Source organism: Bacillus sp. B19-2 (genome assembly GCF_022832475.1).
Classification (GTDB): Bacteria; Bacillota; Bacilli; order Bacillales; family Bacillaceae; genus Bacillus; species Bacillus paralicheniformis.
Genome location: NZ_JALHKQ010000004.1, coordinates 271,248 through 298,029 on the forward strand (window position 1 = coordinate 271,248; position 26,782 = coordinate 298,029).

General features: G+C 46.0%; 31 protein-coding genes and 1 pseudogene. 16 read left to right on the forward strand and 16 right to left on the reverse strand.

The genetic code is table 11. The features are described 5' to 3' along the window. Nucleotides 1-17: 17 nt before the first annotated feature. Nucleotides 18-416 carry a ribosomal maturation YjgA family protein gene (locus MST20_RS17280; RefSeq protein ID WP_243943755.1) on the forward strand — a complete coding sequence of 133 codons (399 nt, stop codon included), beginning with the start codon at nt 18-20 and terminating at the stop codon, nt 414-416. 19 nt (nt 417-435) lie between these two features. Here the strand turns inward: MST20_RS17280 and MST20_RS17285 are convergent, their stop codons facing one another. Both MST20_RS17285 and MST20_RS17290 read right to left on the reverse strand, forming a co-directional pair. Beyond that, nucleotides 436-582, reverse strand: a complete 147-nt coding sequence (locus MST20_RS17285) for an LPXTG cell wall anchor domain-containing protein (RefSeq protein ID WP_243943757.1) — start codon at nt 580-582, stop codon at nt 436-438. A 291-nt stretch (nt 583-873) separates the two neighbouring features. After that, nucleotides 874-1,164: a hypothetical protein gene (locus tag MST20_RS17290; RefSeq protein WP_243943759.1), complete on the reverse strand. Its 291-nt coding sequence runs from the start codon at nt 1,162-1,164 to the stop codon at nt 874-876. Between the two features lie 174 nt (nt 1,165-1,338). On the opposite strand from MST20_RS17290, the gene MST20_RS17295 reads away from it, so the two are divergent. Both MST20_RS17295 and MST20_RS17300 read left to right on the forward strand, forming a co-directional pair. Further along, nucleotides 1,339-2,049 carry a gamma carbonic anhydrase family protein gene (locus MST20_RS17295; protein WP_243943760.1) on the forward strand — a complete coding sequence of 237 codons (711 nt, stop codon included), beginning with the start codon at nt 1,339-1,341 and terminating at the stop codon, nt 2,047-2,049. Beyond that, nucleotides 2,037-2,759, forward strand: coding sequence for a DUF421 domain-containing protein (locus tag MST20_RS17300; protein ID WP_243943762.1), 723 nt, complete (start codon nt 2,037-2,039; stop codon nt 2,757-2,759). Before MST20_RS17295 ends, MST20_RS17300 begins: the two co-directional genes overlap by 13 nt. Before the next feature lie 19 nt (nt 2,760-2,778). Here MST20_RS17300 and MST20_RS17305 read toward each other — a convergent pair whose 3' ends face one another. The 3 genes from MST20_RS17305 to chbG all read right to left on the reverse strand — a co-directional run bounded on the left by MST20_RS17305 (nt 2,779) and on the right by chbG (nt 5,804). Next, entirely contained in the window at nt 2,779-3,555 is a 777-nt protein-coding gene (locus MST20_RS17305) for a MerR family transcriptional regulator (protein WP_243943763.1), read from the reverse strand. 121 nt (nt 3,556-3,676) lie between these two features. Further along, nucleotides 3,677-5,050 (reverse strand): PTS transporter subunit EIIC, encoded by a 1,374-nt coding sequence (locus MST20_RS17310; RefSeq protein WP_243943764.1) that lies wholly within the window; start codon nt 5,048-5,050, stop codon nt 3,677-3,679. A gap of 13 nt (nt 5,051-5,063) precedes the next feature. Next, entirely contained in the window at nt 5,064-5,804 is a 741-nt protein-coding gene (chbG, locus tag MST20_RS17315) for a chitin disaccharide deacetylase (RefSeq protein WP_243943765.1), read from the reverse strand. A gap of 209 nt (nt 5,805-6,013) precedes the next feature. Between chbG and mmuM the strand changes: the two genes are divergently transcribed. From mmuM to MST20_RS17330, 3 genes are read left to right on the forward strand one after another with little or no spacing between them, the layout of a single operon-like run. Beyond that, nucleotides 6,014-6,961, forward strand: coding sequence for a homocysteine S-methyltransferase (gene mmuM / locus MST20_RS17320; protein WP_243943766.1), 948 nt, complete (start codon nt 6,014-6,016; stop codon nt 6,959-6,961). Further along, nucleotides 6,961-8,415, forward strand: a complete 1,455-nt coding sequence (gene mmuP / locus MST20_RS17325; RefSeq protein WP_243943767.1) for an S-methylmethionine permease — start codon at nt 6,961-6,963, stop codon at nt 8,413-8,415. The genes mmuM and mmuP overlap by 1 nt, the downstream gene beginning before the upstream one ends. Before the next feature lie 26 nt (nt 8,416-8,441). Beyond that, nucleotides 8,442-8,822 (forward strand): DUF2512 family protein, encoded by a 381-nt coding sequence (locus MST20_RS17330; protein WP_243943768.1) that lies wholly within the window; start codon nt 8,442-8,444, stop codon nt 8,820-8,822. A gap of 35 nt (nt 8,823-8,857) precedes the next feature. Here the strand turns inward: MST20_RS17330 and MST20_RS17335 are convergent. Further along, nucleotides 8,858-9,746 (reverse strand): annotated as a pseudogene (locus MST20_RS17335) (Vgb family protein). Between the two features lie 344 nt (nt 9,747-10,090). Here MST20_RS17335 and MST20_RS17340 point away from each other — a divergent pair. After that, the gene (locus tag MST20_RS17340) at nt 10,091-10,855 is read left to right on the forward strand and encodes a sulfotransferase family 2 domain-containing protein (RefSeq protein ID WP_243943769.1); all 765 of its coding nucleotides are present in this window, start codon (nt 10,091-10,093) and stop codon (nt 10,853-10,855) included. Nucleotides 10,856-11,009: 154 nt separating this feature from the next. Beyond that, nucleotides 11,010-11,777: a SurA N-terminal domain-containing protein gene (locus tag MST20_RS17345; protein WP_243943770.1), complete on the forward strand. Its 768-nt coding sequence runs from the start codon at nt 11,010-11,012 to the stop codon at nt 11,775-11,777. Nucleotides 11,778-11,815: 38 nt separating this feature from the next. On the opposite strand, the gene MST20_RS17350 is transcribed toward MST20_RS17345, so the two are convergent. The 6 genes from MST20_RS17350 to MST20_RS17375 form a co-directional block, all read right to left on the reverse strand. Further along, on the reverse strand, nt 11,816-12,880 hold the full coding sequence (locus tag MST20_RS17350; RefSeq protein ID WP_243943772.1) for a sugar ABC transporter substrate-binding protein: 1,065 nt from the start codon (nt 12,878-12,880) through the stop codon (nt 11,816-11,818). Between the two features lie 18 nt (nt 12,881-12,898). Then, the gene (locus MST20_RS17355) at nt 12,899-14,605 is read right to left on the reverse strand and encodes a methyl-accepting chemotaxis protein (RefSeq protein ID WP_243943774.1); all 1,707 of its coding nucleotides are present in this window, start codon (nt 14,603-14,605) and stop codon (nt 12,899-12,901) included. A 144-nt stretch (nt 14,606-14,749) separates the two neighbouring features. After that, nucleotides 14,750-15,805 carry an iron-containing alcohol dehydrogenase family protein gene (locus tag MST20_RS17360; protein WP_243943775.1) on the reverse strand — a complete coding sequence of 352 codons (1,056 nt, stop codon included), beginning with the start codon at nt 15,803-15,805 and terminating at the stop codon, nt 14,750-14,752. Nucleotides 15,806-15,823: 18 nt separating this feature from the next. Further along, nucleotides 15,824-16,939, reverse strand: a complete 1,116-nt coding sequence (locus tag MST20_RS17365; protein WP_243943776.1) for a saccharopine dehydrogenase family protein — start codon at nt 16,937-16,939, stop codon at nt 15,824-15,826. Next, a complete protein-coding gene (locus MST20_RS17370; RefSeq protein WP_243943777.1) occupies nt 16,936-17,175 on the reverse strand; it encodes a hypothetical protein in 240 nt (79 codons plus the stop codon). Before MST20_RS17370 ends, MST20_RS17365 begins: the two co-directional genes overlap by 4 nt. Beyond that, a complete protein-coding gene (locus MST20_RS17375) occupies nt 17,172-17,627 on the reverse strand; it encodes a class I SAM-dependent methyltransferase (protein WP_243943778.1) in 456 nt (151 codons plus the stop codon). Before MST20_RS17375 ends, MST20_RS17370 begins: the two co-directional genes overlap by 4 nt. Nucleotides 17,628-17,739: 112 nt before the next feature. On the opposite strand from MST20_RS17375, the gene MST20_RS17380 reads away from it, so the two are divergent. Further along, complete coding sequence (locus MST20_RS17380; protein ID WP_243943779.1) at nt 17,740-18,786, forward strand: helix-turn-helix transcriptional regulator; 1,047 nt, start codon at nt 17,740-17,742, stop codon at nt 18,784-18,786. 119 nt (nt 18,787-18,905) lie between these two features. On the opposite strand, the gene MST20_RS17385 is transcribed toward MST20_RS17380, so the two are convergent. Together MST20_RS17385 and MST20_RS17390 are read right to left on the reverse strand one after the other, a co-directional pair. Then, nucleotides 18,906-19,373 (reverse strand): helix-turn-helix transcriptional regulator, encoded by a 468-nt coding sequence (locus MST20_RS17385; protein WP_003178531.1) that lies wholly within the window; start codon nt 19,371-19,373, stop codon nt 18,906-18,908. 62 nt (nt 19,374-19,435) lie between these two features. After that, nucleotides 19,436-19,849, reverse strand: coding sequence for a hypothetical protein (locus MST20_RS17390; protein WP_243943780.1), 414 nt, complete (start codon nt 19,847-19,849; stop codon nt 19,436-19,438). A 115-nt stretch (nt 19,850-19,964) separates the two neighbouring features. Here MST20_RS17390 and MST20_RS17395 point away from each other — a divergent pair, with 115 nt between their 5' ends. The 6 genes from MST20_RS17395 to MST20_RS17420 all read left to right on the forward strand — a co-directional run bounded on the left by MST20_RS17395 (nt 19,965) and on the right by MST20_RS17420 (nt 23,890). Continuing rightward, nucleotides 19,965-20,801: an AraC family ligand binding domain-containing protein gene (locus MST20_RS17395; protein WP_243943783.1), complete on the forward strand. Its 837-nt coding sequence runs from the start codon at nt 19,965-19,967 to the stop codon at nt 20,799-20,801. Next, nucleotides 20,798-21,706, forward strand: a complete 909-nt coding sequence (locus MST20_RS17400) for a DMT family transporter (protein ID WP_243943784.1) — start codon at nt 20,798-20,800, stop codon at nt 21,704-21,706. Before MST20_RS17395 ends, MST20_RS17400 begins: the two co-directional genes overlap by 4 nt. Next, nucleotides 21,703-22,122 carry a DUF2000 domain-containing protein gene (locus MST20_RS17405; RefSeq protein WP_243943787.1) on the forward strand — a complete coding sequence of 140 codons (420 nt, stop codon included), beginning with the start codon at nt 21,703-21,705 and terminating at the stop codon, nt 22,120-22,122. The genes MST20_RS17400 and MST20_RS17405 overlap by 4 nt, the downstream gene beginning before the upstream one ends. 292 nt (nt 22,123-22,414) lie before the next feature. Next, entirely contained in the window at nt 22,415-22,882 is a 468-nt protein-coding gene (locus MST20_RS17410; protein ID WP_243943789.1) for a hypothetical protein, read from the forward strand. Nucleotides 22,883-22,920: 38 nt separating this feature from the next. Then, nucleotides 22,921-23,367, forward strand: a complete 447-nt coding sequence (locus MST20_RS17415; RefSeq protein ID WP_243943790.1) for a hypothetical protein — start codon at nt 22,921-22,923, stop codon at nt 23,365-23,367. Between the two features lie 67 nt (nt 23,368-23,434). Then, nucleotides 23,435-23,890: a hypothetical protein gene (locus MST20_RS17420; RefSeq protein WP_243943791.1), complete on the forward strand. Its 456-nt coding sequence runs from the start codon at nt 23,435-23,437 to the stop codon at nt 23,888-23,890. A gap of 31 nt (nt 23,891-23,921) precedes the next feature. Here MST20_RS17420 and MST20_RS17425 read toward each other — a convergent pair whose 3' ends face one another. Beyond that, the gene (locus tag MST20_RS17425; protein ID WP_043926066.1) at nt 23,922-24,182 is read right to left on the reverse strand and encodes a YiaA/YiaB family inner membrane protein; all 261 of its coding nucleotides are present in this window, start codon (nt 24,180-24,182) and stop codon (nt 23,922-23,924) included. Between the two features lie 150 nt (nt 24,183-24,332). Continuing rightward, nucleotides 24,333-25,967 (reverse strand): Na/Pi cotransporter family protein, encoded by a 1,635-nt coding sequence (locus MST20_RS17430; RefSeq protein ID WP_243943792.1) that lies wholly within the window; start codon nt 25,965-25,967, stop codon nt 24,333-24,335. Between the two features lie 240 nt (nt 25,968-26,207). On the opposite strand from MST20_RS17430, the gene MST20_RS17435 reads away from it, so the two are divergent. Beyond that, entirely contained in the window at nt 26,208-26,714 is a 507-nt protein-coding gene (locus MST20_RS17435; RefSeq protein ID WP_243943793.1) for a DUF1648 domain-containing protein, read from the forward strand. The last annotated feature ends 68 nt before the right edge of the window (nt 26,715-26,782 follow it).

Here is a 26,782-nt window from a genome sequence, read left to right on the forward strand (position 1 = left end):
AGAAACGGGGTTCAGACATGAATATGAAAAGAAGCCGTATCCGCCGGCTTGCGCTGACGTTCGCAGCGATGGCGGCGGGGCTTGCTTCAAGAAAGACGGCCGATATGCTGCCGGACATCGTGAATGCCTATTTAGGGGATGCGCTGTGGGCGCTGATGATTTTCTTCGGCGCAGGCTTTCTGTTCAAAAACGCGAAGACAGCTTCAGTGGCGCTGATTGCGCTCGCGTTTTGTTTTTTAATCGAATGCAGCCAGCTGTATCACGCTCCTTGGATTGATGCTATCAGAGCCGTTCCGCTCGGCGGACTCATTCTCGGTTACGGATTTTTGTGGAGCGATTTATTGGCTTATGTGCTCGGCATTTCCGCAGGCGCCGCGGGCGAAATGCTGTTCCGTAAACGAATAAGACAGCCGTAACGCTGTCTTAGGGGAATATTTACGCACTTTGATTTTGAGTCTTTTTGCGGTTTAAAACAAACATAGCAAGTCCGATAATAAGAAGGATGGGTCCAATGAGTAAAGCACGGTACAGGCCGTTATTTCCTGTATTCGGCAGCGGGTTGCCTCCTGTTTTTTTTGACATGTCCAATGTCTCTATCCTTTTTGGCAGGAGGAGCTGCGGTATTTGTCTCTTCCTTATGATTTTCTACCGCATGCTTTACGATTTGCCCATCTTTTTTGAGTTTCAAATTCGAACGTCTCTTCATTTAAAATAGATCACTTCGGGGCAATCATTTCCGTGTGTTTGTCAAAGCGAGCGATCCCGTTTTCATCGGGTTTTCTCCTTACAATTTCTGCGCAATTTTTCGTTATGACTGTGGCAATAATAAAAAACCGGCAGCAAAAGAGAAGCATTTCAGATGCGCCGCTAATATTATTCGTTAAGCTGTATGATAACGGTTACTAATGCAGCCAACATCAAAAGAATGATAATGGCGAAATAAGTCCAAAGGATGGCAGTAAAGGGGTTGAGCGGCCTTGTTGTACTCTCATTCCACTTTACGTTTTTACGGTTATTGGATTTGAGCTGTGCCAGCTGAAATATATTTAAAAACACAGATATAACTAATGCAACTGCCAGAGATAGATTCAAAGTTTCAACCTCCCTTAAAATAGAGCTAGCCAAGGCAACCTGACCATGAATTTCCTCCTCTAAATGAATCATTTCCTCTGTTTCTTCACAGCTGAAAATGGGAATCGTCTTGAACGCTTCCTAAAACCTATTCCATTGCTTTATTAGCCGTTATCTCCCCTTATCCTCTTTTTTAGTTTCAGACCGCCGTCCATAAATATTATCCCGTTTTTTAGACAGACTACCTGAATAAAGGAGGCAGGTCATATGAAATTAAGCAACAAACTCATCCTTGGATTAACGGTTTCGTCACTGGCCGGGAAGTTTCTTGAAAAGCTGCTGATCCAAGACAATGTCAGCCCCAATATTACCGCGTCATTTAATCAAGAAGCAGATATTCCGGATATTGATGCGTCCTCATACATCCATCATTTCGCCTCGGTCATCGGCAGTGTGGTCATCGGGCGCAACGTCTTCATCGGGCCTTTCTCTTCGATCAGAGGAGACACAGGATTAAAAATCTTCATCAGTCATGATTGCAATATCCAGGACGGTGTTGTTTTGCACGGTATGAAAAACTATGAATACAACAACCCTGTTACTGAACATTCCGTTTTTAAAGATCGTGAATCGTACTCCATTTACATAGGCGAGAAAGTATCACTCGCCCCGCAATGTCAAATTCACGGCCCCGTACGAATTGACAACAATGTTTTTGTCGGAATGCAGAGCCTTGTTTTTGATGCCTATATCCAAGAGAATACGGTGATCGAACCGGGAGCAAAAGTAATCGGTGTTACAATTCCCCCAAAACGGTTTGTTCCGGCGGGTCGTGTGATTTCAAACCAGGAGGATGCCAACCGGCTTCCTGAAATAACCGATTCTTATCCATATCATGATCTCAACTCGAAAATGACGGCCGTCAACCTTGAATTGGCAAAAGGCTATAAAAAGGAAGAAAGAAAATGGAAACTGTGAAAGAAATTTTGGTTGTCTACGGGCGAATCTTCACCATCCTCCCGCTTTTATTAATTGTCACACTGTTTATGGGAAAACGCTCAATCGGGGAAATGCCTGTGTTTGATTTTTTAATCATTATTACATTGGGGGCTGTCGTCGGAGCGGACATAGCCGATCCGAGGATTGAACATTTGCATACCGCCGCTGCGGTGGCTGCGATTGCCCTATTGCAAAGACTCGCTTCAAAAATCATGATCAAAAACAGTACACTCGGACGTCTGATTACATTTGAACCGACCATCGTCATCAAAAACGGAACGTTTATCGTCGGAAATTTGAAACGAATCAGATATTCGGTGGATAATATTCTGCAAATGCTTCGGGAAAAAGACGTTTTCAATGTCAGCGATGTAGAAATGGCGTTTGTAGAGGCGAATGGAAATTTAACGGTATATAAAAAGCCAAATAAAATGGAAGTCACGGCTGAAGATATGGGAATTCAAAAAAGCAGCGGCGAATTTTCATATCCGGTCATCGTTGACGGGAAAGTGTACACATCTGTCCTTCACCAATTGAATGTAACGGAAAGCTGGCTCAAAAACCAGCTGAAAAAGAAAGGGCTTGAACGAATGGATGAAATCTTTTTCGCTTCGGTTAATCAAAACCATGAACTGCATGTTTCGCTCGATAATGAAACGACGAAAATTGAGCCGGAGCTTTTGCATTAAAAGCTCCGGCTGATTTTTTTCATCGGCCGTCTTCGGGACAGAAATCGTTGTGAATCATGTAATATTCGAACACCTGCTGCAGCCACGCTTCCTCTTCTTTTGTAAAAGGTGAAGAAAACTTCTCTGTCAGCTGCTGTGATTCGATTGTCTCCATCTGTCCTAAAGCCGACAGAACGTCCTCCCCGATAAATTCCAAACTCGTCTTCATATACCGGTCCGCCATTTCCTGCACCTCGGGGTCATCAACCGGTTTTCCCATGAGCCGCTTGGCTTCTTTAGATAAACGAATATACTCTTGATCCAATTTGGCCATCTCATCTTCTGATTTGCCGAATACATCATCGGCAAAACGTTTGGACACCTGCTGTTCAAGCCATATGCGCTGCTCCTTCTCAGTCTGAATGCTGTTCAGCAGGCTCATGAAAACAGAACTGTCGATTTCCTCTTCCTCCTCCAGAAGACCGATTGTCCTGTTTATCGCTTTCAGCCCTGTTTCAATATGCTCCTTTTTCTCCTCCAGCGCCTTTTTCTGCTTCTGCAGCGCCTCAATCAGACCGGCACCGAAGCATGCATCCTTCATGAAAGCGCGAATTTGTTCAAGACTGTACCCCAGAAACTTAAAACATGTGATTTTCTGCAAATCTCTCGCATCTCTGTCTGTGTAGAAACGACGGCCTGTTCCCGGCTGTTTTTCAGGCTTTAACAGGCCGATTTCATCGTAATAATGGAGCGTCCGAACGGATGTCCCTGTCATTTCTGAAAAAACACCGATTGAATAATACCCATCTTTCTCCATGAAATCCCCTCCAACTGACGATTTATATCCATCATAAAGCCTCACGCTGCTGGAGGTGCAAGCTTATTTTTCGCAGATTCGAGATTTCCCCCAAAAGGTACGGAACAATCAACTCCAGTTTTTAATCCGGCGGAGTCTCCTCGATCAAGTTCTGCAAGTCTTTTTTCACATTCCCAGCATCCGTTCCGATCACAATCTGGATATGATGCCGGTCAATTTTGATCACACCGTGCGCTCCTAATTGCTTTAATTGCGCTTCATCCGCCAAGGACGTGTCTTTTAATTTCAGTCGCAAACGGGTTATACAGTTTTCGCAAGTCACGACATTCTCACGGCCGCCGATATGCTTAAGAATGCCTGCGGCCATCGACTGATGCAGCCGGTTTCCTTCAGGCGTTTCCTGTTCCCTTCCGATCACCGGAATGTTTCGCTTTATAATCACAAAGTAAAACGTAACATAATAGAGAGCAAAAAAGGCAAGGCCGACCGGTATGATCCATAATCCGCCGTCTGATAAATTAAGGTTCAGCAAATAATCGATGGCGCCCGCTCCCCATGAGAAGCCGTGACGAATCCCCAGCAAACAGAGCACCGCTCCGGCAAGTCCCGTATAGACCGAGTGAAGAAAGTACAATAAAGGCGAAGTAAATAAAAACGTGAATTCAACCGGTTCCGTAATCCCGGTGATCAGCGATGTGGCTGCTCCGGAAGACATGAGCGCTTTCGTTTCCTTTTTTCTCGTTCTGGACGCATGCGCGATTGCCAAAGCGATCGCCGGAATGCCGAACATCATCGTGATAAAAAAGCCGCCGAGAAAGTAGCCGGCTGTCGGGTCTCCATTCAAAAACCGCGTAATTTCCCCTGTCACCGCTTCTCCGGATGCCGTCTCATAGCGCCCAAGCCCAAAATAAATATACGTATTCATGACATGGTGAAGGCCGAACGGCAGCAAAAACCGATTCAGAAATCCGAACACAAACACCCCGAAAGCGCCAAGATCTACAAGCGACTGGCTAAAAGTGTCGATCGCCGCTTCTGCATAAGGCCAGACGATCGAAAAAAAGCCGGCCACCGGAATCGTCACCAATACGATCATTGTAATCGGAAACTTCTCTCCGCCAAAAAATGAAAACATGCTTGGCAGTTTCGTATGTTGAAACCGGTTATAAATGAAAGCCGCCATCAGGCCGGCGAGCACCCCGCCAAAGACGCTCATATCAAGGTCGGGATTCAAGATGCCGAGCCCCTCTTTTAATACGGTAATCGCCAAATATCCTGTCAGCGCAGGAATCCCTTTATCTTTTGAACGGGCAAAGCCCATGGCGATGCCGATCGCGATCAGGACATCCATATTGTTCAATATTACGCCTGACGCTTGAAAAAGCGGTATATTCAGCATATCTTCCGCAGAAAGCCGCAGCAGGAGGCCGGCGATCGGAAGAACGGTAATCGGAATCAGCAAAGACTTTCCCAGCAGCTGAAGAATATGTTTCATTCCGGCATTCTCCTTATGTCAAATTCCTAAATGATACGAGCTGAACATCGGCAAGCTTATTCAAACGGATGACAACGTCCGGATCGGTTAAAAATTCAAGTTCATCGACTCTCGGATAAGTATAAGAAGAGTTCGTCAAAAGCTCCTTATCGAGGTATGCCGGGTGGGTCATGACCTCCACGGTATCATGCTCTTCAAACAGTTCAGAGACGGCTTCTTCGTCCTTTAAAGCCGCTTCGAGGACAGGTGAAAAAGAGTCTGTTGTCTTCACTCCTTTTTCCGTGATCACGGCACTCTCCATATTGCGCCTGACGGGCAGACGATACTCTTGGGCGAGCGTCAAAAATGCGTCTGAGATGCCCGGGGAAGCGTTGATGTGATGGTGGCTGTCCAAATGATCGGGTTCCAAGCCCATGTTGATGCACGTTTCAATCTGCGATTTCCACTCGCGGTATACTTCATCAGCATCAATCGTAAAAGCACCTTGATAAAATGCGAGATTGCGAAAATTCCCCTTTGCATCGACGATCGTCCGGTGGTCAGACAAAAGCGGCCTGCCGCAGGTCAGCACCAAATGTACGCCGATTCCGAGTCCGGGCGATTCGCGAGCCAGCCGGGCCGCATGACCTGCGCCAGGCATATTTGTCATGAACGTCGCTGATGTTAAAATCCCGAGCTTATAAGCATCAATAATTCCGTAGTTCACGCCTCTTGAATATCCAAAATCATCAGCATTGATAATCAGTTTTTTCATCCAGCCAATACCCCTTATCAGTCTTTTTTAAAAAATATGCGAAGACGGACCGTTTTACCCTAAATAGAAAACGACAAAAGTGACTAGTAAAAATTAATTTTTGGTAGATTGACAAAAGCTACTGAAGTCTTTTAAACTATTTTTCATATATTTTTAAAAACTCTAAAAAAGGAGGCCGGGGTCTCGAACGACAGATCCTCAACAATGAGATGACAAATCCGATCCAATCGATTTTAGAACAATTTCCTATCATCACACTTGACGGCGCGATGGCCACCGAGCTTGAACGATACGGCTGTGATTTGAATGACAGCCTGTGGTCTGCGAAAATGCTCATCGAAAACCCAGAGCTTATCAAACAAGTGCATCTCGATTATTTCCGTGCGGGCGCCGATTGCGCGATTACAGCCAGCTATCAGTCGACGGTTGAGGGTTTCACAAAACGCGGCCTCAGTGAACAAGAAGCGCTCCACCTCATCCGGGAGTCTGTACGTCTTGCTGTAGAAGCACGCGATGAATTTTGGGCGGTGCCGGAAAACCGCGAAGGCCGGCCCAAACCGTTTGTAGCCGCTTCAGTAGGCCCTTACGGCGCTTTTTTAGCGGATGGTTCCGAATATCGTGGGGATTATGGCGTCACAGAAGACGAATTGGCCGATTTTCACAGGCGGCGAATGGGCGCTTTAATCGATGCAGGCGCCGATATTTTGGCCTGTGAAACAATACCGTGCCTTTCAGAAGCAAAAGCAATCGTTCGTTTATTGAAAGAATTCCCTGATATACATGCGTGGATCAGTTTCAGCGCTAAAGACGGACGTCATATCAGCGACGGCACGAAAGCCGGCGAATGCGCGAAATGGCTCGATCAGCATGACCAGGTTGCGGCAGTAGGCGTAAACTGTACGCGGCTGGAGCATGTCTCTTCGCTCATCGGCGTTATCAAAAAGCATACAGCTAAACCGATTATCGTCTATCCGAATTTTGGTGAACAGTATGATCCGGAGACAAAAACATGGCATGGTGCGGCATGCAAAGCTTCCTTCGGAGAAAGCGCCCGCAGCTGGTATAACCAGGGGGCACAGCTGATCGGCGGCTGCTGCAGAACAACACCTGAAGACATAAAAGCCGTCGCCGACTGGGCGAGAAAACTGGAGGTATGATGGAACAGTCAAACAGCAATCGTCAGAACTTTCAAAGAAAAATGCAAACGAGACACCTGATCATGCTCTCCTTGGGAGGCGTTATCGGCACGGGCCTTTTCTTAAGTTCCGGTTATACGATCTCACAGGCGGGTCCTGCCGGAACGATTTTAGCCTACTTAGTCGGGGCTCTGATCGTCTACCTTGTCATGCTCTGCCTCGGCGAACTATCGGTCGCCATGCCTGTCACCGGATCGTTTCATATGTACGCCTCCAAATTCATCGGGCCGGGCACCGGATTCACCGTCGCCTGGCTTTACTGGCTGACCTGGGCTGTCGCACTGGGTTCGGAATTTACCGCTGCCGGGTTATTAATGCAGCGCTGGTTCCCCGATACTTCGGTGTGGATGTGGAGCGCGGTTTTCGCTGCACTGATTTTCGTGTTCAACGCTGTCTCAGTAAGATTTTTTGCCGAATCCGAATTTTGGTTTTCGAGCATTAAAGTGCTTGCCATTATATTGTTTATTATTTTAGGGGGAGCGGCGATATTCGGCATTATCCCGATACAAAATACAGACTCTGCACCGCTTCTTTCAAATTTTGCAGGAGAAGGCGGGCTCTTTCCGAACGGTTTCCTTCCAATTTTTATGGCGATGCTCTCCGTGAATTTTGCGTTTTCGGGTACGGAGCTGATCGGGATTGCCGCCGGAGAAAGCGCCGAACCGGAAAAGAACATTCCAAAAGCGATCAAGACAACACTCTGGAGACTGGTGCTTTTCTTCATCGGAACGATTTTCGTGCTCTCATGCCTCATTCCTGTCAACGAAGCCGGTGTGATCAAAAGCCCGTTCGTCGTCGTTTTTGACCGTATCGGTGTTCCATACGCGGCCGACATTATGAATTTTGTGATTTTGACGGCTCTGCTCTCCGCGGCCAATTCAGGCTTGTATGCTTGCTCCCGGATGCTCTGGTCACTGTCAAAAGAAAAAACGTTACACCCCGTTTTTCAAAAGCTGTCTTCACGGGGAATCCCGTTGAACGCGCTGATTTTCAGTATGATCGGCGGCATTCTGTCGCTGCTCTCCAGCGTTTTTGCGCCTGATTCCGTCTATATCGTTCTTGTGTCGATTTCAGGCTTTGCCGTTGTTGCCGTCTGGATGAGCATTGCAGCCTCGCAGTTCATGTTCCGCAGACGCTTTTTGGCTGAAGGAAACACCGCAGACGGCTTAAAATACCGGACACCGCTTTATCCGGCAGTACCGATTGCCGCTTTTCTACTATGTCTGGCATCCTGCATTGGCATTGCCTTTGATCCGAACCAAAGAATCGCCCTTTTTTGCGGCGTGCCATTTATGGCGCTATGCTATATCATCTACTATGCAAGAAACCGAAAGAATAGCGGAAATCCGTCTAAGCCCGTTAAAAAAGCAAGTTTGCATGTTTCGTTTTCTGAATACGAGGAAAAGAAAAACTAAAATCTCGTATAAAGGAGCGAATTGTTATGGAACATGTGAAAGCCCTTGCCATCAAAGGCATCATGACGATTGTGATTCTGTATCTTATTCTCGGGCTCGGGTTTAATTTCAGTTTTGAAAACACCCTCTTCATCACGATTGTTCTTGGCGCGGTATCCTATTTGCTGGGTGATTTGTTTATTTTGCCGAAGACCAATAACATCACGGCCACTTTAGCCGATTTAGGCGTCGCTTTTCTTGTCGTTTGGCTGATGGCTCTTGCGATGGGAACGGCTGCAAGCACCGCTGCATTGGCCGCGTTTTTTGCAGCAGTCGCTATGGCAATCGGAGAATACATTTTCCATTTTTACTTGATGAATAAAGGCCTTGGCTCGCCCAACCGCAGAATGGAAACGAGAACGGAATAATATATAAAAAAAGCGTCCAGCAAACTGGACGTTTTTTAATCAAGAATAGAAATTTTCCCAATACGGCCGCACTCTTCTGCAAACCAGATCGATTGGGCTGGTCCGGCCGCTATCCCGTGCGGTTCAGAATCGGCCGTCGGGATTGGATATTCCGTAATATCTCCGTTGACTGTAATGCGGCCGATTTGACCCGCACCCCATTCCGTAAACCACAGGGCACCGTCACAGCCGGGGGGTAATCGCGTGCGGGCGGGCATTGGCTGTCGGAAGCGGGTATTCGCTGATCTTACCTGAGACCGTTATTCGCCCAATTTGATTTTCGTTTATTTCTGTAAACCACAAAGCTCCGTCCGGGCCAGCAGTGATTCCAACCGGTCCGGATTGTTTTCCAGGAAGCGGATACTCGCTAATGTCTCCATCTGCTGTTATTCGTCCGATGGAGCTGCTTTGATTTTGTGTAAACCAGAGGGCATCGTCTGCTCCCCTTGTAATAAGTGACGGGAAGGCTCCCGGTTTGGGCAGTTTATATTCCGTTATTTCGCCTGAAGATGACAGCCTGCCGATTTGATGTCCGGCCATATCGGTATACCATATGGCATCGTCACAGCCTACGGCGATCCCAAACGGGGCAGTACCTGGAGGAAGGGCATACTCGGTTATTTCCCCTTGAGGCGTGATTTTTCCGATTTTCCCCGCTTTATACTCCGTAAACCATAGCTCACCGCCAATCCCGGAAGTGATAATCGAGGCGCCTGCGCTCTTCGTCGGAATCGTATATTCGGTGAAACCCCCGGATTCTGTGAACATACCGATCCTGTTTCCCTTTTGTTCAGTAAACCAAATACGCCCGTTTGCACATACGGCGATCCCGTACGGACCCGATTCGGGGTCGGGAACGTGATATTCAGACATGCGAATCTGCATGAGCGACCCTCCCTTTATTCCATTTTCCTTGAGCATCTGATCTTTCAGAACGATCCCAGGCATTTCTCATTTTCATGTTACCTCAGGCGGAGCATGCAGTGAAACAGAAAGTTCCATTATATATAAACTGTACAGGCATGCTCTAATATCATAAGATTGTTTCAAAGCGTAAACTTATTTTTCTATATATGGTTCAATAAGGAATCATCTGCCGTATCTTATCATTTTGAAATATATTCATATTATCGCCCTATCAATTCATTTGTGACGGCATACTTTGGTGTATAAAGGCAACCGCTGTCTCAGGGCGGACCAAAACCAAGAAAGAAGTGGATGTGTTCTGCATGTTTGAAGATGAGAGACTGAATCGCTTGATTTACCTTTATACCCCTCTTTTTGCGAAAGATTTTCCTATTATTCTGTTCTGGATTCCAAAAAGCGGCTGCACGACGCTGAATCGCTGGTTCTTTTTCCAAAACGGGCTGCTTGAAGATGTTAGCCGAAGATGCGCGGGGGAGGTTCATCACTACAGAAATACGATCTATATGCAGCAGCCGGATTATGTGAAGGATCTTCTGGCAGAATTAAAAGAGGGAAAAAAGGACACTTACAAGCTTGTGCGCAACCCTTTCCGGAGAGCAGTCAGTTCCTTTCTGACGGCGATTTGCTCCCCGCATTTTATCTGTCTGTTCAACAGTGACATGAATACAGGGCTGTCTTTCACCCAATTCTTGCATCATTTAAAAGATTTGGGGCCGGATATCAGCGCCATTGACCGGCACCTTGGTCCTCAGTATCTCGAAGAAGAAGAAGAGTTTGTCACCAATTATATTTACCTCGAGCAATTCAGCGCGCAAATCAGAGAGATTGAAAACAAATACAAATTATTGAAATCTCCGATAACCCAGCTGTCGAAATCACCGCACCATCTTTCCGATACTATGCTTAAAAAAGGAAAGTTCGCGGACACCGTTTTCACCATGTCAACCTTCGACTGGGTGTTACCGACTTTTGAGAGCTTTTACAATGACGAAACAAAAGAGTTGGTGCAGGAGATTTTTGCGAAGGACTTCCAAGTCTACGGCTTTGATCCGAAGCATATCAAGTAAACCGGAACTCGGCCATCACATTACGATCTCCTTTCAATTCGATTACATTTTGGAAAATTGATTCCAAATGGTTTCTTTTTCAGAGACGATCGTTTAGAATGCCCACTAAAGGTCATTTTAAGAATCACTTCTGTTTGAAGAAAGGAGATATATTATGAAAAAAGGCATATCATCTCTCATGATCGGATTATTGGCTGTCGTGTTGGGCGCCTGCGCTTCAAATCATGATGATCAGCAATCCCAGACAAAAGATCAAGCGAAAACAGCCCAAAGCGGGCAGCAGGATCAAGAAAAGCAAATGAAAGCCATGCAGAAAAAACTTGATCAGCAAAAGGTCGATGAAACAAAAACAGTGGCTGTCGTTAACGATGAAAAGATCACAGGCAAGGACTATAACAGCGTATTATCAACCGCACAAATGCAGTATCAGCAAACAGGACAGGATCCGACTTCAAAAGATGCGGCACAGCAAATCAAAAAGCAGGCCATCGACAGCCTCGTCGGACAGGCTTTAATTACCCAAGAAGCGGACAAAAAAGGCTACAAAGCATCTGAGAAAGAAATTGAAAAACAGCTGGACGAAAGCAAAAAGCAGTATAAAAACGATCAAGATTTTGAGGAAGCGGTCAAAAAAGCCGGCTTAAACATGAACACGCTGAAAAGCGACATTGCCGACAGTATCAAAACAGAAAAATATATTGACAAAGAACTGCCGGCAGATCAGGTCACAGACAAAGAAATCAAAGATTACTATGATCAATTTGCCGCACAGCAAAAAGACAGCGGACAGAAAAACACACCTGCGTTTGACGACGTCAAGAAGCAAATCCAAGACATGCTCAAACAGCAAAAAAGACAGGAAAAACTCGGACAGCAGGTTGAAAAACTGAAGAAAAGCGCCGATGTGAAAGTAGAAATTTAACAAAGTCAGCCATCCTGTAACGGATGGCTGACTTCGTTTTATTTATCAATATCTTTTTTGGACAGATGGCCGTCTTTGATCACGGTCTCATTGATATTGCCTTTTGTAACGGCATACGGCTCAAGTAAAATCGCCGGTACTTTGGCTTTGCCGTTTTCTACGGTTGTATCGGTTTGAATCGCTTCGCCTTTCGCCGCTTGAACAGCCATTTCAGCGCCTTTTTTGGCGAGCGCGGGAATCGGTTTATAAACGGTCATCGTCTGGGTACCGTTCACAATTCTTTGGACGCCTTGAAGTTCCGCATCCTGTCCGGACACCGGAATTTTTCCGGCCAGGCCCGCCTCCTGCAGCGCCTCGATCACCCCGCCAGCCGTACCGTCATTGGCGGCGATGACGGCGTCGATATCCTTCGTCTTGTTCAATGCTTTTTTCATGTTCTTTTTCGCTTCTTCAGGAAGCCAGTCTTTCGTATATTCGTCAAGCACGACCTTGACTTTCCCCTGCTGCTTCAACGGTTCGAGCACTTTCATGGCGCCGTTTCGGAATAAGACCGCATTGTTGTCAAGAGACGACCCGCCGATATATACGAAGTTCCCTTTCTTCGCTTTTTTTACAATCGCTTCAGCCTGCAGTTCCCCGACCTTTTCGTTATCAAATGAAACGTAATAATCAACATCCGCGTTTCGAATCAGCCGGTCATACGAAATCACTTTTACACCGGCGCTGTGCGCCTTTTTCACGATTTCCGCCGCAGCATCCGCATCTGCCGGTACAACGACAAGCACGTCGACCCCTTCGCTGATCAAGAGCTCGGCCTGCTGAATCTGAACTTCTTTATTTCCGTTAGCGGCAAGCGTCTTGACTTCTCCGCCGAGGTTTTTGACTTCTTTCTCTAACGCCTCTTTATCTTTGTACCAGCGCTCTTCCTTCAGCGTATCGATGGCAAAACCGACGTAAAATTTGTCGGAGTCGGCAATCAGCTTTACTTTTTCTTCACGGTTGGAGCTTTTTTCAGCAGAATTGAATGAACACCCGGCAACAGCTGCGAGGAGACTAAACAGCGCAAGTGCCAACAACCCTCTTTTCACATATATCGACAACATTAAAACCCCCCATTCTGTTTAGAGTTTAAACCGCTTGATCATCACATTCATCCGTTCAACCATCTCTCCCAGAAGCCTTGCGCTTTCGTCCATCTTTTCAATCGAACCGCTTTGCTCATGCACGGACGCTGAAATTTCTTCAGAACCGGCCGCGCTTTCTTCGGAAATCGCCGCAATATGCTCGACCGAGCCGTTAATCTCCTCACTTGAACGTCTGAAATGCGATAATGCCTCCGAAATGTCCGACACACGGTCAGTCATATCCGTCACTTTATCTTTAATCTCTGAAAAATACCGGCCGGAAGTCTCAATCTGGGTTTTGCCTTTATGAACTTCGGAAAAACCGGTTTTTAAATCACCGGCCATGGAAGATGTTTCGGTTTGAATCGCCGTGACGATTTCGGTGATGCTGCTGACAGAGCTTTTCACTTCTTCGGCCAGTCTTTTCACCTCGCCGGCTACTACGGCAAACCCTTTTCCGGCGTCGCCGGCCCTTGCCGCTTCTATGGACGCGTTTAAGGCGAGCAAATTCGTTTGTTCGGCCATACCTGTTATCATTTCGACAAGCTTGTGGATCGACTGTGTCTGTTCCTCCAGAACACTGACTTTTTCTACGGATGCCTCCATTACATGATTGATGACATTCATTTGCTGCAATGACTGAGCCATCTGTTTGTCGCCGTCGACAGACACGTGAAGCACTTCTTTTGAAAACCGGGCCAGCGTTTCGCCGCTTTCATGGGCGTGCTGAATCTGCCCGGTGAGCTCCTGTGTCTGCTCCGAAATATTGGCCGCTTCATTTGCCTGATTCGTGGCGCCGTTTGCCAATTCTTCAACAGTGACAGCGACCTGTTCGCTTCCTTCTTTAACATCAGCCGAGACGCTCGTAAACGTGAGACATTGCTTATCGACTTCGGCTGCGATCCCGGATACTTCGACGATCATCTCACGCAGGCTTCCGCCCATATGATTCACCGCTTGCGAAAGCTGCCCGATTTCATCTTTTCCTTTGTAATCAAGGGCTTCAAAATTCAAATGACCCTTTGCAATTTCTTCGCTTGCTGCCACAACTCGCTTCAGATTTTTCTTGATCTGCCGGCTGACAATGATCAGAAGTCCTGCTGACACAATCGCCGAAATCAGGATTGAGACGCCTAAAATATAAATGGTTTTCGTCATATTGGATTGGGCTTGTCCAATCGACTCAACATTGGATTTGACAGCGTTTTCTTTCAGGTTTTCGCCTAACGTCATCGTCTCCTCTTTGAGCTTGTTCGCTTTTTTCTGAAGGGTTAAAAATTTCTCAGTGTTGATTTGCTGCACATTTGGGACAATTTCGCTGAAAAAGTACTCATCCAGTGAATGATTGTTTTCAATGATTTGATCAAACATGTCAAGCTGCTCATCTGAATGCAGCTCTTTTTTCAGCTTTTTGGCCGTATCGGCAAATTCCTGGCTGTACTTCATATAATCGGTCAATTTTTCATCCTGGGCATTTATGATGTACTCCGGAATGTGCAAATATTTATTTTGATATAGGGACATCAGCTTTGCCGACTGAACGGCCGTTTCATTTTTCGATTTCGTATCCTGAACCGTCTGGCTCGTATCATGTAACAGACCATATGTAATCAAAACGGATGTTAAAAACGCTGTTAACATCACACAGAAAATAATGCCGTATTTGCCGCCGATTGTGATATTATTCCATCTCGGGCTTTTCACATTGCTCCCCCTTCTTTCAAGCAAAGTATTTTTTATTTATATCGGCCGCGGATGAAATTTTTTTACAAAAATATAGTGATAAAGACCCTGTTTACAAAAAATAAAATACGCCTTTGAATAGTTCAAAGGCGTATAAACCCGGGTTTATTCGAGCGACTCTATCGCCGCCATCACATCAGCTTCATGAAAAGATCCCATCAAACATAAAGATTCATCCGGACGCACGGCATGGGCGGCGATGGTCCGTTTTGCCTCTTCAACGTTTTCTAAAATGCCTAAATCGCTAAGTCTTCTCGGAAAACCGAGCCCTTCATAAAAGGGAACGAGTTCGGCGATTTCATCTGTCCGCCCTTCTAAAGCAAGCTGCACGAGTATTCCGTAGGCTACCTTTTGGCCGTGCAGCACACGATGGGTTTCGGGGATGAACGTTAAGCCGTTGTGAATGGCATGGGCTCCGGCCATTCTGCCGTAGCGTCCCGCATATCCGCCTACTGTGCCAGCCAGCGCGATGACCGCTTCGAGGACATTTGCGAAAGATGAGGAGGATTCGCCTTTTTCAAGACTTTCTATCGCTTTCAGGCTTTCTGTCAACAAAATATCCCGAATATAGACAGACTGCCTCAGCCCTGTCTGAACCATGATGGAAAGCGAATCGGCCGTATTTCTGATGATCGCTTCAGCCTCATACCATTTCGCAAGCGTATCACCGATTCCGCTTTTCACATAAGCAACCGGCGAAGAGAGGAGAAGCAGCGGATCGACCAGCGTCAAATAGCTGGAGCGCTTATGATATTGAACGCCCGAAAAGTTGCCGTCATCATCATAGATGACGCTTAACGGCGTGCTTGCCGCGCATGTTCCCGGGATCGTCGGAATCGTCATGACTTCAATGTCCAACAAATCGGCGGCTGCCTTCGCCGTATCTAAGACGGTACCCCCGCCTATCCCAATGATGACATCTGCCGATTCTGCTTCTTCTGCTGCTTTTTTAATCTTATTTAGGGAACTGCAGCCCGTATGCTGAATGACTTTCCAATTGTTTGGAGGCGTCGTATAACTCGTAAAAGCTTTAAACGATTTGACTCCAGTGATGATGACGGGATGTTCGAATGTACTCGCAAATGACGGCAGTTCTTTCGCGATCCCCTCTCTGCAAACGTATTGGTTCGGACCGCTTCTGACAATATCTTCAGGCTGCATATTTCCCCACTCCTTCTATTATTTTCTAATATTTATCATCTCACTTTCTAACAAGATGTCAAACGATATCACAAACCGCTCACCGGTTTCTTTCTCCTTTAAGCAAGACTCTCTTCCTTCCCATTCAAGCTCAAACAGCTGTTCCAAATGAAATATTCCGTGCGGAAAGCTTCCGGTATACAGAGCGGACGCGGCTGCAGCGGCTGTCTGTGCGGTAATGAATGATTCATTTTCGCCGAACAGCGCGATGCCTGTTCCGGCGCTTCGGCCGTTTTTCACCCCTTCAGCATCCACCTTTACCGCGTATTGCGCCGATCCGATGTTGAGCATCCCCAGCATACGGACCGCCAGATTTCGAATTCCCTTATTGTTTAAGAGCTTGACTGCGCCGATTTTTTGCATGGCGGCAATCAGTGCAGTTGCAGCCTTTGAATCAAAGCAAAGCCGGGTGGAAACAGAAGGGACGGCTAATGTGCCTGGCAATGTCACCTGATCTGAAAAAGGAAACCGGTACGCTGTCCGGCGCCCCAATCGTCCGCCGAAGTTTGTCCGCCGGCCGTCTGTAAAACTGCTGACTTTCATCGAGCGTCCATTTTCTTTCACATCATACACCGTATTCAGATGGTCAACTGTCCACTCGATCGCCGCTTTTCCATGGCTGTCACCTAAACCGAGCATGATCGCAATATCAATCCGGCTCGTTTCATCGAGAGCCTGGGCGGCTTTCTGCGCAAGTAAATTGGTAAGCCCCGGAGCCAGGCCGACGCTTAATAATCCTGTGCCGCGGCATGCTTCGTCATTCAGCTGTTCAAGCTGAGCCAAAAATGAACCGTTCGCCGTAATGTCGATATAATCCGCGCCGTTCGCCAGACAAGCCTCTGCCAACTCAGTGTTTTCCTGATCGATGCACACGATCACCAGCTTTGTCGTCTTGAGCCAATCCCAGTCAGCCGGTGCATCTCTGTTGAAACGCATCGGCTTCACTTGGCCGCCCGTTTCCTGACTAAAACGCTCGGCGCGATCCAGGTTTCTTCCGGCAGCATACACACGGCCCGGATATTTTTCCCCGAGCCTCCGGCAGATTTGGGCGCCGACATGACCGTACCCGCCGATCACGACAATATGTTTCTTCACTGTTTGCCGCCTCCCTTCACAGCAAACCAGCCGTCGATTACATAAGCGCTGAAAAATCTCGTTACGTTTGTAAAGCCTGCTTTGCCGAGCAGATCCTCCACCTCTGAAGCCGGCACCGGATGAGAGCGGCTGCCGATTGAAGCGGAAAAGCTCTCCCATTCCTGTTCAGAAATCCCGCCTGCCAGCATATGCTCCTTCCAGGCACACATCTGCCACTTGAATGTCTCTGACGTCATGTCGCCTTGAATGGCCGCAATGAAAAACGGAGCGCCATCGCCAATCTTGAAGCGATCTGCTGCAAAAATTCGAGCTTATGGCGGACAAAGTGAAGCACAAGCATGCATGTCGCAGCATCATAATGAAATCCGCACTCAAGCTGATGTACTTCTCCTTCAATCAGATCGGCTTGAAGCTGAATTCCCGCAAGCTCCAGCCTTTTTCTCGCCAAACCGAGCATGCTGGCAGACGGATCGACTCCTGTAAATGACCAATTCGGGTGCCTTTTTGCAAGCGTCACGAGCTCCTGCCCGCCTCCGGCCCCGACGACCATCACATTAGCCGCATCTTCAGAAAGCCGGACCGTCAACAAGCGATCCATCATATCGTAAAGCATTTCATAGCACGGGATTTTTAAAGGGATTTTTTTTTCGTATTGATAGACATCAGGATGATTCCAGTCCATGTTCATGACAAGCCGTTCTCCTTTTAGTAAAATTAATTAAGAATCGTTCTCAATTATAAAGGAGTTTCAGCAAACCACCATCCCTTAAACCTGGGAATTTTTAAAGAGGAGGACCGACATGAACCGGCCGTTAAAAGACATACTGAACGACCTGCAGCGCACATCCCGTTCTTCGCCCCAATATATCGAAGCCATGCTGTCTGCATTAAAACAGGCGATTCCGTTTGACGCATCATGCTGCACAGCTGTAGACCCCAAGACCTTACTGTCCATCGGAGCCGTCACAGACGATCAAATTGAAGCGATCCATCCGCAATTATTCGAGCTTGAGTACACGGAGGAGGATGTGAATCGATTCGCAGCCTTAATTCAGACACGGCAGACAGCGGCTATATTAAGTGAATCGGTCAAAGGAGACTTCCGGCAAAGCAAACGCTACAGCAACATTCTTGGGCCGGCAGGCTATGAAGATGAATTGCGCGCCGTTCTCCTCAGCAAGGGGGAGTGCTGGGGATACCTTACCCTGTTGAGGAAAAGAGGACAGCCGCTGTTTACAGAAAAGGATAAGAGCTTGCTTGCTTCTCTCGCACCGCTTATCGGCCGGCACCTTCAGCTATTCAGACACCACCTGTCAAAAAAAGACGTGTTTCACATGAAACATGTCGGAGGCATTCTGATTTTGTCGGAAGACCTGCAGCCCTTGTCATGCAACCGAGCGGCCCTCCATTGGCTGAACATCTTGCGCGGCTGGGAAAGCATCGGCAGCGATGCCGTGCCGAGACCTGTCCGGGCCGTCTGCACGCGGGCAGCGGCCGAAACTGCCGATCCGGCAAAAACGGTCATCTCGATTCCGGGCCATTCCTACCTATCCATTAAAGCGAGCCGTTTAGACGGCTTTGGCCCGTCAGGCCAGATCGCCGTTTCATTCGAGCCTGCCTCACCGGCAGAAACCATACCGCTGATAGCAGAAGCCTACAGCCTGTCGGACCGGGAAAAAGACATCGTTTACCGGGTCATCCGCGGACTTTCAACAAAAGCCATCGGAAACGAATTGCATATATCGGCTTACACCGTTCAAGACCACTTGAAATCGATTTTTTTGAAGACGGGCGCAGGAAACCGGAGGGAGCTGATGTGGAAGCTGCTTGATGATGTACTGGAGTGAAAATAAGGCGGGGGGAAAACTGTTCTCACGTCCGATTGCAGACACGACACGCAGTGTTTTTCACTATGTCTGTCTTAGAGGAATGAAAACCAGCAAATTCAGAGGACTTAACTTTTTCTTCATTCCACCCCGTCCTGTTCATTTAACAGCTCGTCCAAACGCGCCACAGCATCCTGTTTTTCAAATGTGCTGAACCATAGGTCGTCATACGAATCCAAAATGCGGTAATGGTGAGAAATCAAGTTTTGCTGAAGGCGGAACTCGCCTTTTTTCTCAATGTCCCGCCACCACACTTTTCCGCCAAGCGTCTTCCCTTTTGGTCTGTCGATGCTTCGATGAGCGACAGTCTCCACCACCTCAAGGGGCTCATCCCCGAGCACGGCCTGCAGCACTTCACTGTTCCGAAAAAGCGCGCATACCGCGACAACATGCGCCCACCCCGCTGCCGACCTGCCCTTTTCAATTTGCACGAGCGTTTTCTTCGACATCCCGAGCACGTTCGCCATTTTCTCCTGTGTATAGCCGCTTTCCGCACGGATTAATCTTAATTTAGAAGAAATAAGTTCGGTTATGTACTCTTTATCCATGGAGGAACCTCCGACGTTCTTTTTAGTGTAATATTACACTAAAAGTTACAATGGATCAATTTTTATGACCCTGTAGTTGCTGTCAGTTTAACCCTCTCCTTATGATCTTCACCATTCTGATTCCATTCCACGACACCTTCAAATTGCTCATTCTTTTCAGGGGCATCACCCAGCCAGACAACATTGACTGTATCAGAATGCGCTGCGCTTTCCTCTTGTTCATCCTGTTCGTAATGAACCATCTCTTTTCCATTCACAAAAAATACGACTCTCTTTAACTCCGCATCTTCACTCGTTTTCTTCGAAACATAGCCATTCCAATATTGCTCTTCCCTTTCTTTAGAATAAGAGAGTTCCCATTCCCCGTTTGAAGTCACTCCACTCAGCTTGTTATGTTCAAAAAACAGACAGTAAATCGTGATGCCGATGCCCAGTATCATCGTGAAGGCAATTGATGCAATCCATTTCTTTTTCACTTTGGGTACCTCTTTTTTTCTTCCATTGTATCCTTTTTTTCATTAAGCAACATCATACAAGAAATCTCCCATAAACATGATAAACTTAAACATCATCACACCAAGGAGGCCCGACATGCGAAATGAAACCCGCACGCTTTTTCTGGACCCTGATCTGAATGTTGAAGCCTACCGCTTTAAAGGGATTATGCAGAAGTTTCCGAATCACTTTCACGAGTATTTTGTGATTGGTTTTATCGAGAAGGGGCAGCGCTATTTACTTTGCAAGGGAGAAGAATACATCATTAATCAGGGCGATCTCGTGCTTTTCAATCCTTATGACACGCACAGTTGCGAGCAGATTGACGGAAAGGCGCTCGATTATCGCTGCATAAATGTGATGCCTGATGTTATGAGAAGATTTGTGAAGGAGATCACCGGGACCGACAGCCTCCCCTATTTCACGGAGAATGTCTTGTTCCGTCATGAGCTGAACGCCAGCTTGAAGGAGCTTCACATTCAAATATTGCAGAAAGAAAAAGCCTTGAAAAAAGAGGAGCTTTTCCTCAACCTTCTCGAGGAGTTGATTCGAACGTATTCTGATGTCGCGTTTCTCGAAAATGCGCCTGAACCGTCCGACGAAGTCAAAGCGGTGTGCGGTTATTTGGAATCCCATTACCAGGAAAACATTACGCTTGAACATTTAAGCAAGCTGACAGGCTGGAGCAAGTATCACCTCCTGCGGTCGTTTACGAAGCAGAAAGGAATTTCTCCCTACAGCTACTTGGAAACCGTCCGTATCAATCATGCGAAAAAGCTGTTGGAAGAAGGCGTAAAACCAATCGATGCCGCTTTCCAAACAGGCTTCAGCGATCAGAGCCATATGACGAAATTTTTCAAGCGGCAGGTCGGGCTGACGCCGAAACAATATATGAAAATCTTTGAATATGACAGGCAGGAGATCAAAGGATGAAGACAAGACGCGAAACCGCCGGACACCTCGCAGCTGTCATCACGATCATCATCTGGGGTACCACTTTTGTCTCGACAAAGGTGCTGCTCGAGGATTTCCCGCCCGTAGATATATTGTTTTACCGGTTTCTCATCGGATTGATTGTGCTGATCATGGTGCATCCACATGTGCTGACATTCCGGAGCTGGAGGCAGGAAGCGCTGTTTGCGGGAGCAGGCTTATGCGGGGTGACGCTTTATTTTCTGTTGGAAAACATCGCGCTTACCCTTACCTACGCCTCAAACGCCGGCATGATCGTCGCGGTTATTCCGATGATCACCGCGGTATTGGCGCATTTTTTCCTTTCGGGCGAAAGGCTGGAGCCCCGCTTCTTCATTGGATTCGCCGCCGCTTTTACAGGACTTGCGCTCATTTTCTTTAACGGACAAATCATGCTCAAGCTGAATCCGCTCGGCGACATTCTTGCTGCTGCCTCCGCATTCGTCTGGGCGGCATATGCGATTTTGATGAAAAAAATCAGCACATTCGGTTATCATACAATCCAATGCACACAGCGGATCTTTCTGTACGGCTTGCTATTCATGGTTCCCGCTCTGTTTCTGTTTGATTTCCGCTTCGACGCAAGCCCTTTCGCCTCCCCCGCCAATTGGCTGAATATCCTGTTCTTAGGTGCGGGCGCATCTGCGCTTTGCTTTGTGACATGGAACTGGTCGGTCGGTGTGCTTGGGGCGGTAAAAACGAGCGCTTATATCTATATGGTACCCGTCATCACCATTGCCGCATCCGTCGTCATTCTGCAAGAAAAACTGACATGGGTTGCTTTTTGCGGAGGAGCGCTCACATTGGCCGGTCTTTATATTTCTGAAACAAAACCAAAACCGCAGCTGAAGGAGGAACAAATTTGATAGAAGAAACAAAATGCGCACTGATCATCGATGAAAGCCTGCCGCTCGGGTTAATTGCCAATACAGCTGCAATCCTGGGGGCTGCACTCGGCAAAAACAAACCCGGCCTGCTCGGAGAAAATGTAACGGACGGCTCGGGAATCGACCATTTGGGTATCGTCAAACTTCCAATCCCCATTTTAAAAGGCAACGCCGAGCTGCTTCATCAATTAAGACAAAAGTTGTTGACCGACGAATTCAACGATATTCTGACGGTCGATTTCACCGATGTCGCGCAAGGCATTCATACATATGAAGCATATATTGAAACATTTCAAAGCACCGCAGCTTCCGATTACCGCTATTTTGGAATCGGCGTTTGCGGCGACAAGAAAAAAGTGGCGCGACTGACAGGAAGCTTGGGGCTGTTGAGATAAACGAGATACGGAAAACTTCACTTCATTTAGTGAAGTTAATTTCCGTATTTTTTTATGTCAATAGTAAAAAGAGGAACAATTGGGATTGCAGTTGGCGGAAATATCATAACAGAAGCTGGTGTAATTAGCTGGAACTCAGCATCTGAAATCGCTATTGGCGCGGCGGTGTCTGCTGTGATATTTAGATAACTAATATCTCATTAATTTCCTTATTTAATGAAAGCTGAATAAATACATAATATAATGTATTTATTCAGTTTTTCAAAATTAAAGTATCGTGGAGGTATCAACATTGAACACAGACAAACAAGTATTTATTGAAACGCAAAAAACAGCCAAAACCCTTAAAACTTACCGCGATAAGAGTGACGAAGAGTTATTAGCCTTTCTCGCTAAACAAGATTCATTAACCTTAAATCAACTGAAAGTCTATTACTCAGATCCTTCATTTGCGCTTCATTATTTCATCAGTGCAGCATTTTTCAGTATAATATTGGCTACCTTCATAACTGCAATTCTTTCTGGTCAAGCAGCTTCGATATTCCCTTTCGTTTCCGGGATCTCCATTCTAATATTAGCTGTCATATTTGCGGGGTGTATTTTTTGGGTGCTTAAACAGCTTGTCACTTTGAAAAAAAAGCCGATTCAATTTATTACACACTTTTCCAAGAAAGCCGAGTTTGCACGTAACGTAAAAATGATTGATAATGTTTTACAACAAAAATACAAAAAGGCATTGAAAAATATACCGCACCAATAAAATTCTCATGTTTTTTATGAAGTAGGAGTGACAATCCAATGATAAAAGAAAAACAATTATTTCAAAAAGCTGAACAAACAGCCAAGCTCCTTGAGTCTCACAAAAGTGACGAAGAGCTGCTTACATACCTTGCAAATCAAGATTCTGTTACATTAAATCAGCTAAAAATCTATTTTTCAAATCCAAGTTTTACATTAACGTATTTTATTAAGGGCATTTTTTTTAGCAGTATGACTGCTGTCATTATGGCAGCCTTTTTATCTGGTCAAGTCTCCACCTTCACCCATGGTCTTTCAAGTTTTTTTTCATTCTGCTTCATGTTCTATCTGATCTTCTCTTTGCTTTGGATCGTCAAGATGCTGATCTCCTCGCGAAAAGGACCAATGCAAACAATCCTGCATTTCCAAAAAAGAGCGGAGTATTCCAGAATCACGGGTATGATTGATTTTATTTTAGATGAACGTTTTAAGAAAGAACTCAATTAGAAAGCAGAGGGACATTCACCTCCGCTTTGATTCTCTATCAATCTCATAATAAAGAAGGGCAAAAGACATGCAAACAGACAAACAATTATTCGAAGAAACAAAACAAACGGCTGAAACTCTATTGTTATCAAAAGCTGAAAACGATGAAGAGCTGATGGCATACCTCGAAAAACAAGATTTATCCACGTTAAACCGGTTGAAAGTTTATTTTTCGGGTCCAACGCTAAAAATCAGCCATGTGATCAAAGCTTCGCTTTACAGCTCCTTCACCGCCAGCATTATAACTGCTATATTTTCTGGTCAAGTCGTTTCCATTTCATATGACATCGAGCATAATTTTTTCCCTTTGATATTAACAATATTACTTTTAGCCAGCTCCATCTGGGTGTTCGGCACGATCACTAAATCGCAAAGAAACAAAGACCAAAACTTCTTACACTTTAGAAAAAAATCGAACCATTCAAAAATTATTGGAATGATTGACTTCGTTTTGGAAAACAAATATAAAAATATTTCAAATTAAAAAAGGCATCCCTAAAGATGCTTTTTTTAGCTTACTCACCACTCGACAAATTCTGTCTTCTCTCCTGCTCCGCAATGATTTCATTGTCCTCGGCGTTGTCTCTCGTCACTTTCTGCGTCAAAATCGCGCCGACCGCCACTAAAATCATCACAGCTATGTAATAGCCTTTTTCATTGAGCTGCAGGTTGTCGGCATTGTAAAGGCCGATACCGAACAAAAAGACTCCCGCAAAAAATGTGAAATATGACATAACCGTAAAGGCCGTTGTGTTTCTTCTTCTGTATTTCTGCATCTTAATACCTCCTAAAGAATAAAACTATTATACTTGATTTGCGTCTCTAGAAGAAGAATGTTCTTCCTTTTTGCTCACAATTTAGTAAATATGTCACACCGTGATAAAAAAGGCCCACAAAATAAAAAAACCGGGATTGACTCCCGATTTTTAATGTTTTTCTTCGCCTAAAACAGCTTCTGCAATATTGACGGCATGGTCGCCGATCCTTTCCAGATTGCTGGTGATATCGACGAAGATCACGCCGGCTTGTCCGCTGCATAATCCGTCGTTTAAGCGAAGAATATGCTTTTTGCGAAGCTTGCGTTCCATTTTATCGATTTGATTTTCTTTTTCGACTACACGTCTTGCGGCATCTTCGTTATTTTCCCCAAGAGCTGTAATGGACTCCTTAACAGTAGAAATAGTCAGATCAAGCATTTCCGTTAAATCAGCCATTGCCGCTTCGGAAATTTTCACCCTGTTGGATTGCTGGTACTCGCCAAGCTCAACCAAGTTTTCAAAGTGATCGCCGATTCTTTCAATGTCTCTGACTGTGTCCATTAACATATGATGTTCTTCAGATTCTTGTTCAGAAAGCGTAGTGGCTGACAGTTCGATTAAGTAATCGGTAATCTTCCTGTCCAAATTGTTGATCGCATCTTCTATTTGAAAAGCGCTTTGCGCATGTTTTGCCTGTTTTGTATTAAAAAACTCTTTTGTTTCCTCAAGTCCCTTTACCGCAAATTCACCCATCCGTAGTACTTCTTCTTTGGCCTGTCCCAGGGCAATTGAAGGCGACTGCTGAATGAACAGCGGGTCCAGATGTGTTGCTTTATAGTCCACAACCGAATCTTTGCCCGGAATCAGCTTCGTAACGATCAAAGCCAATATCCCGACAAACGGAAGCTGAATCAGCGTATTCGACGTATTAAAGATACCGTGGGCAAACGCAATCACCATCTTAGGATCCAGCCCTATAGCGGATTGAAGCATTAAAATCAAAGCTGTGAACGGCTTCAGCAAGATCAGGAAGATCGCTGTTCCAATCAGGTTAAACAATACGTGAACGGCCGCAGCCCGTCTCGCTGCAACGGAGGCGCCAAGAGATGCCAGTACGGCGGTAATCGTCGTACCGATATTGTCACCGAATAATACAGGAAGAGCGCCGTTAAGATCTATTAATGAATCGGCAAACAGCCCTTGCAGGATCCCGATGGTTGCACTTGAACTTTGGACGAGAACGGTGAAAAGCGTGCCGACAAGCACACCGAGAACAGGGTTCGTACTCATGCTGACGGTTAAATCATGAAAAGCCTCAACCGTTCGGAGCGGCTTCATTCCGCTGCTCATCAATTCCAAACCATAGAAAAGCGCACCAAATCCAAACAGAACTTGTCCGAGGTTCTGAAATTTTTTGCTTTTTAAGAAAAACAGCAAAAATGAACCAATGGCGATGATCGGAAGCGCATATGCACCAACGTCAAAGCCGATAATAAATGCCGTGACCGTCGTTCCGATGTTCGCACCCATAATGACGCCGATCGCCTGGCGGAGGGTCATAAAGCCGGCGCTGACGAGACCGACAGTGATAACGGTCGTGCCGGAACTGCTTTGAATTAAAACCGTGACAATGATACCAGCCAAAACACCCATCAGAGGGTTGCTTGTAAAACGATCTAAAATGTCTCTCAGCTTATCTCCGGCTGATTTTTGGAGTCCTTCTCCCATAAACTTAATACCGAGAAGAAAGATCCCGAGACCTCCAATGAATTCAAAAAGCAATTGCTGCACATCTATTTCCAAAGTCTTGCCCCCCTAATTCGACATAAATCTACAAACCAAACACTATGATTATGATGGAGATTAAAACCTATGTAAACGATTCAAATCGAAAATTTACAATAACTTAACATTGCCGCCCTGATGATTTACATTCCCTTAACATTGCCTGGACTCATCGCAAATATACCCCATTCCAACAGGCAAAAATTCCGAACTTTTTCATGGGTCAAACCGTATTTAAAACTAAAGGAGGGATCATATATGCCAAACAGAGCTGACGGTTCTCACATCAAAATTGAAAAGACAAAAGGGGAACGGGTGTGGAACGCATTTGGCTATTTATTTTTCTTGGGGTCGATCATCTTGTTGATCGCTGTCTGGGGAGCGCTCCCCGAAAAGGTGCCTGCACATTACAACGCACTCGGTGAAGTCGATCGCTGGGGGTCAAAATGGGAGCTTTTCATATTGCCGGGGATCGGAATACTTATCCTTCTGTTCATGCAATTCTTAGAAAAGCACCCTGAGATTCACAACCATCCAAAGCGCCTGAATGAATCAAATGCTGAACACTTCTATCTGCTCAGCAGAAAAATGATCAACCGCTTAAAAAATGCATGCCTCATCATTTTTTCTCTCATATTAATGGAATCTGTGTCAATCGCTTTAGACTGGGGAAGCGGATTTGGCGGATGGTTTCTTCCGGTTGCCTTACTCGGCACCGTCATGCTGGTGGTTATAAGTTTAATACAGCAAAAAAAGATCAAATAACTCTCAGGTGCATATTTGTGAAGGTTCAAAATGGCCGGCCCCGACGGATATTGATAGTCGGAACGGAG

Coding starts and splice junctions, on each gene's coding strand:
- MST20_RS17295 (WP_243943760.1), top strand. CDS start 1,339: ATGAAATTAAGCAACAAACTCATCCTTGGATTAACGGTTTCGTCACTG.
- MST20_RS17400 (WP_243943784.1), top strand. CDS start 20,798: ATGAAGACAAGACGCGAAACCGCCGGACACCTCGCAGCTGTCATCACG.
- MST20_RS17330 (WP_243943768.1), top strand. CDS start 8,442: ATGGAACATGTGAAAGCCCTTGCCATCAAAGGCATCATGACGATTGTG.
- MST20_RS17370 (WP_243943777.1), bottom strand. CDS start 17,175: ATGACGTCAGAGACATTCAAGTGGCAGATGTGTGCCTGGAAGGAGCAT.
- MST20_RS17310 (WP_243943764.1), bottom strand. CDS start 5,050: ATGAAACATATTCTTCAGCTGCTGGGAAAGTCTTTGCTGATTCCGATT.
- MST20_RS17290 (WP_243943759.1), bottom strand. CDS start 1,164: ATGATTCATTTAGAGGAGGAAATTCATGGTCAGGTTGCCTTGGCTAGC.
- MST20_RS17280 (WP_243943755.1), top strand. CDS start 18: ATGAATATGAAAAGAAGCCGTATCCGCCGGCTTGCGCTGACGTTCGCA.
- MST20_RS17300 (WP_243943762.1), top strand. CDS start 2,037: ATGGAAACTGTGAAAGAAATTTTGGTTGTCTACGGGCGAATCTTCACC.
- MST20_RS17415 (WP_243943790.1), top strand. CDS start 22,921: ATGATAAAAGAAAAACAATTATTTCAAAAAGCTGAACAAACAGCCAAG.
- MST20_RS17375 (WP_243943778.1), bottom strand. CDS start 17,627: ATGAACATGGACTGGAATCATCCTGATGTCTATCAATACGAAAAAAAA.
- MST20_RS17385 (WP_003178531.1), bottom strand. CDS start 19,373: ATGGATAAAGAGTACATAACCGAACTTATTTCTTCTAAATTAAGATTA.
- chbG (WP_243943765.1), bottom strand. CDS start 5,804: ATGAAAAAACTGATTATCAATGCTGATGATTTTGGATATTCAAGAGGC.
- MST20_RS17395 (WP_243943783.1), top strand. CDS start 19,965: ATGCGAAATGAAACCCGCACGCTTTTTCTGGACCCTGATCTGAATGTT.
- MST20_RS17285 (WP_243943757.1), bottom strand. CDS start 582: ATGTCAAAAAAAACAGGAGGCAACCCGCTGCCGAATACAGGAAATAAC.
- mmuM (WP_243943766.1), top strand. CDS start 6,014: ATGACAAATCCGATCCAATCGATTTTAGAACAATTTCCTATCATCACA.
- MST20_RS17420 (WP_243943791.1), top strand. CDS start 23,435: ATGCAAACAGACAAACAATTATTCGAAGAAACAAAACAAACGGCTGAA.
- MST20_RS17345 (WP_243943770.1), top strand. CDS start 11,010: ATGAAAAAAGGCATATCATCTCTCATGATCGGATTATTGGCTGTCGTG.
- MST20_RS17305 (WP_243943763.1), bottom strand. CDS start 3,555: ATGGAGAAAGATGGGTATTATTCAATCGGTGTTTTTTCAGAAATGACA.
- MST20_RS17380 (WP_243943779.1), top strand. CDS start 17,740: ATGAACCGGCCGTTAAAAGACATACTGAACGACCTGCAGCGCACATCC.
- MST20_RS17340 (WP_243943769.1), top strand. CDS start 10,091: ATGTTTGAAGATGAGAGACTGAATCGCTTGATTTACCTTTATACCCCT.
- MST20_RS17435 (WP_243943793.1), top strand. CDS start 26,208: ATGCCAAACAGAGCTGACGGTTCTCACATCAAAATTGAAAAGACAAAA.
- mmuP (WP_243943767.1), top strand. CDS start 6,961: ATGGAACAGTCAAACAGCAATCGTCAGAACTTTCAAAGAAAAATGCAA.
- MST20_RS17425 (WP_043926066.1), bottom strand. CDS start 24,182: ATGCAGAAATACAGAAGAAGAAACACAACGGCCTTTACGGTTATGTCA.
- MST20_RS17350 (WP_243943772.1), bottom strand. CDS start 12,880: ATGTTGTCGATATATGTGAAAAGAGGGTTGTTGGCACTTGCGCTGTTT.
- MST20_RS17360 (WP_243943775.1), bottom strand. CDS start 15,805: ATGCAGCCTGAAGATATTGTCAGAAGCGGTCCGAACCAATACGTTTGC.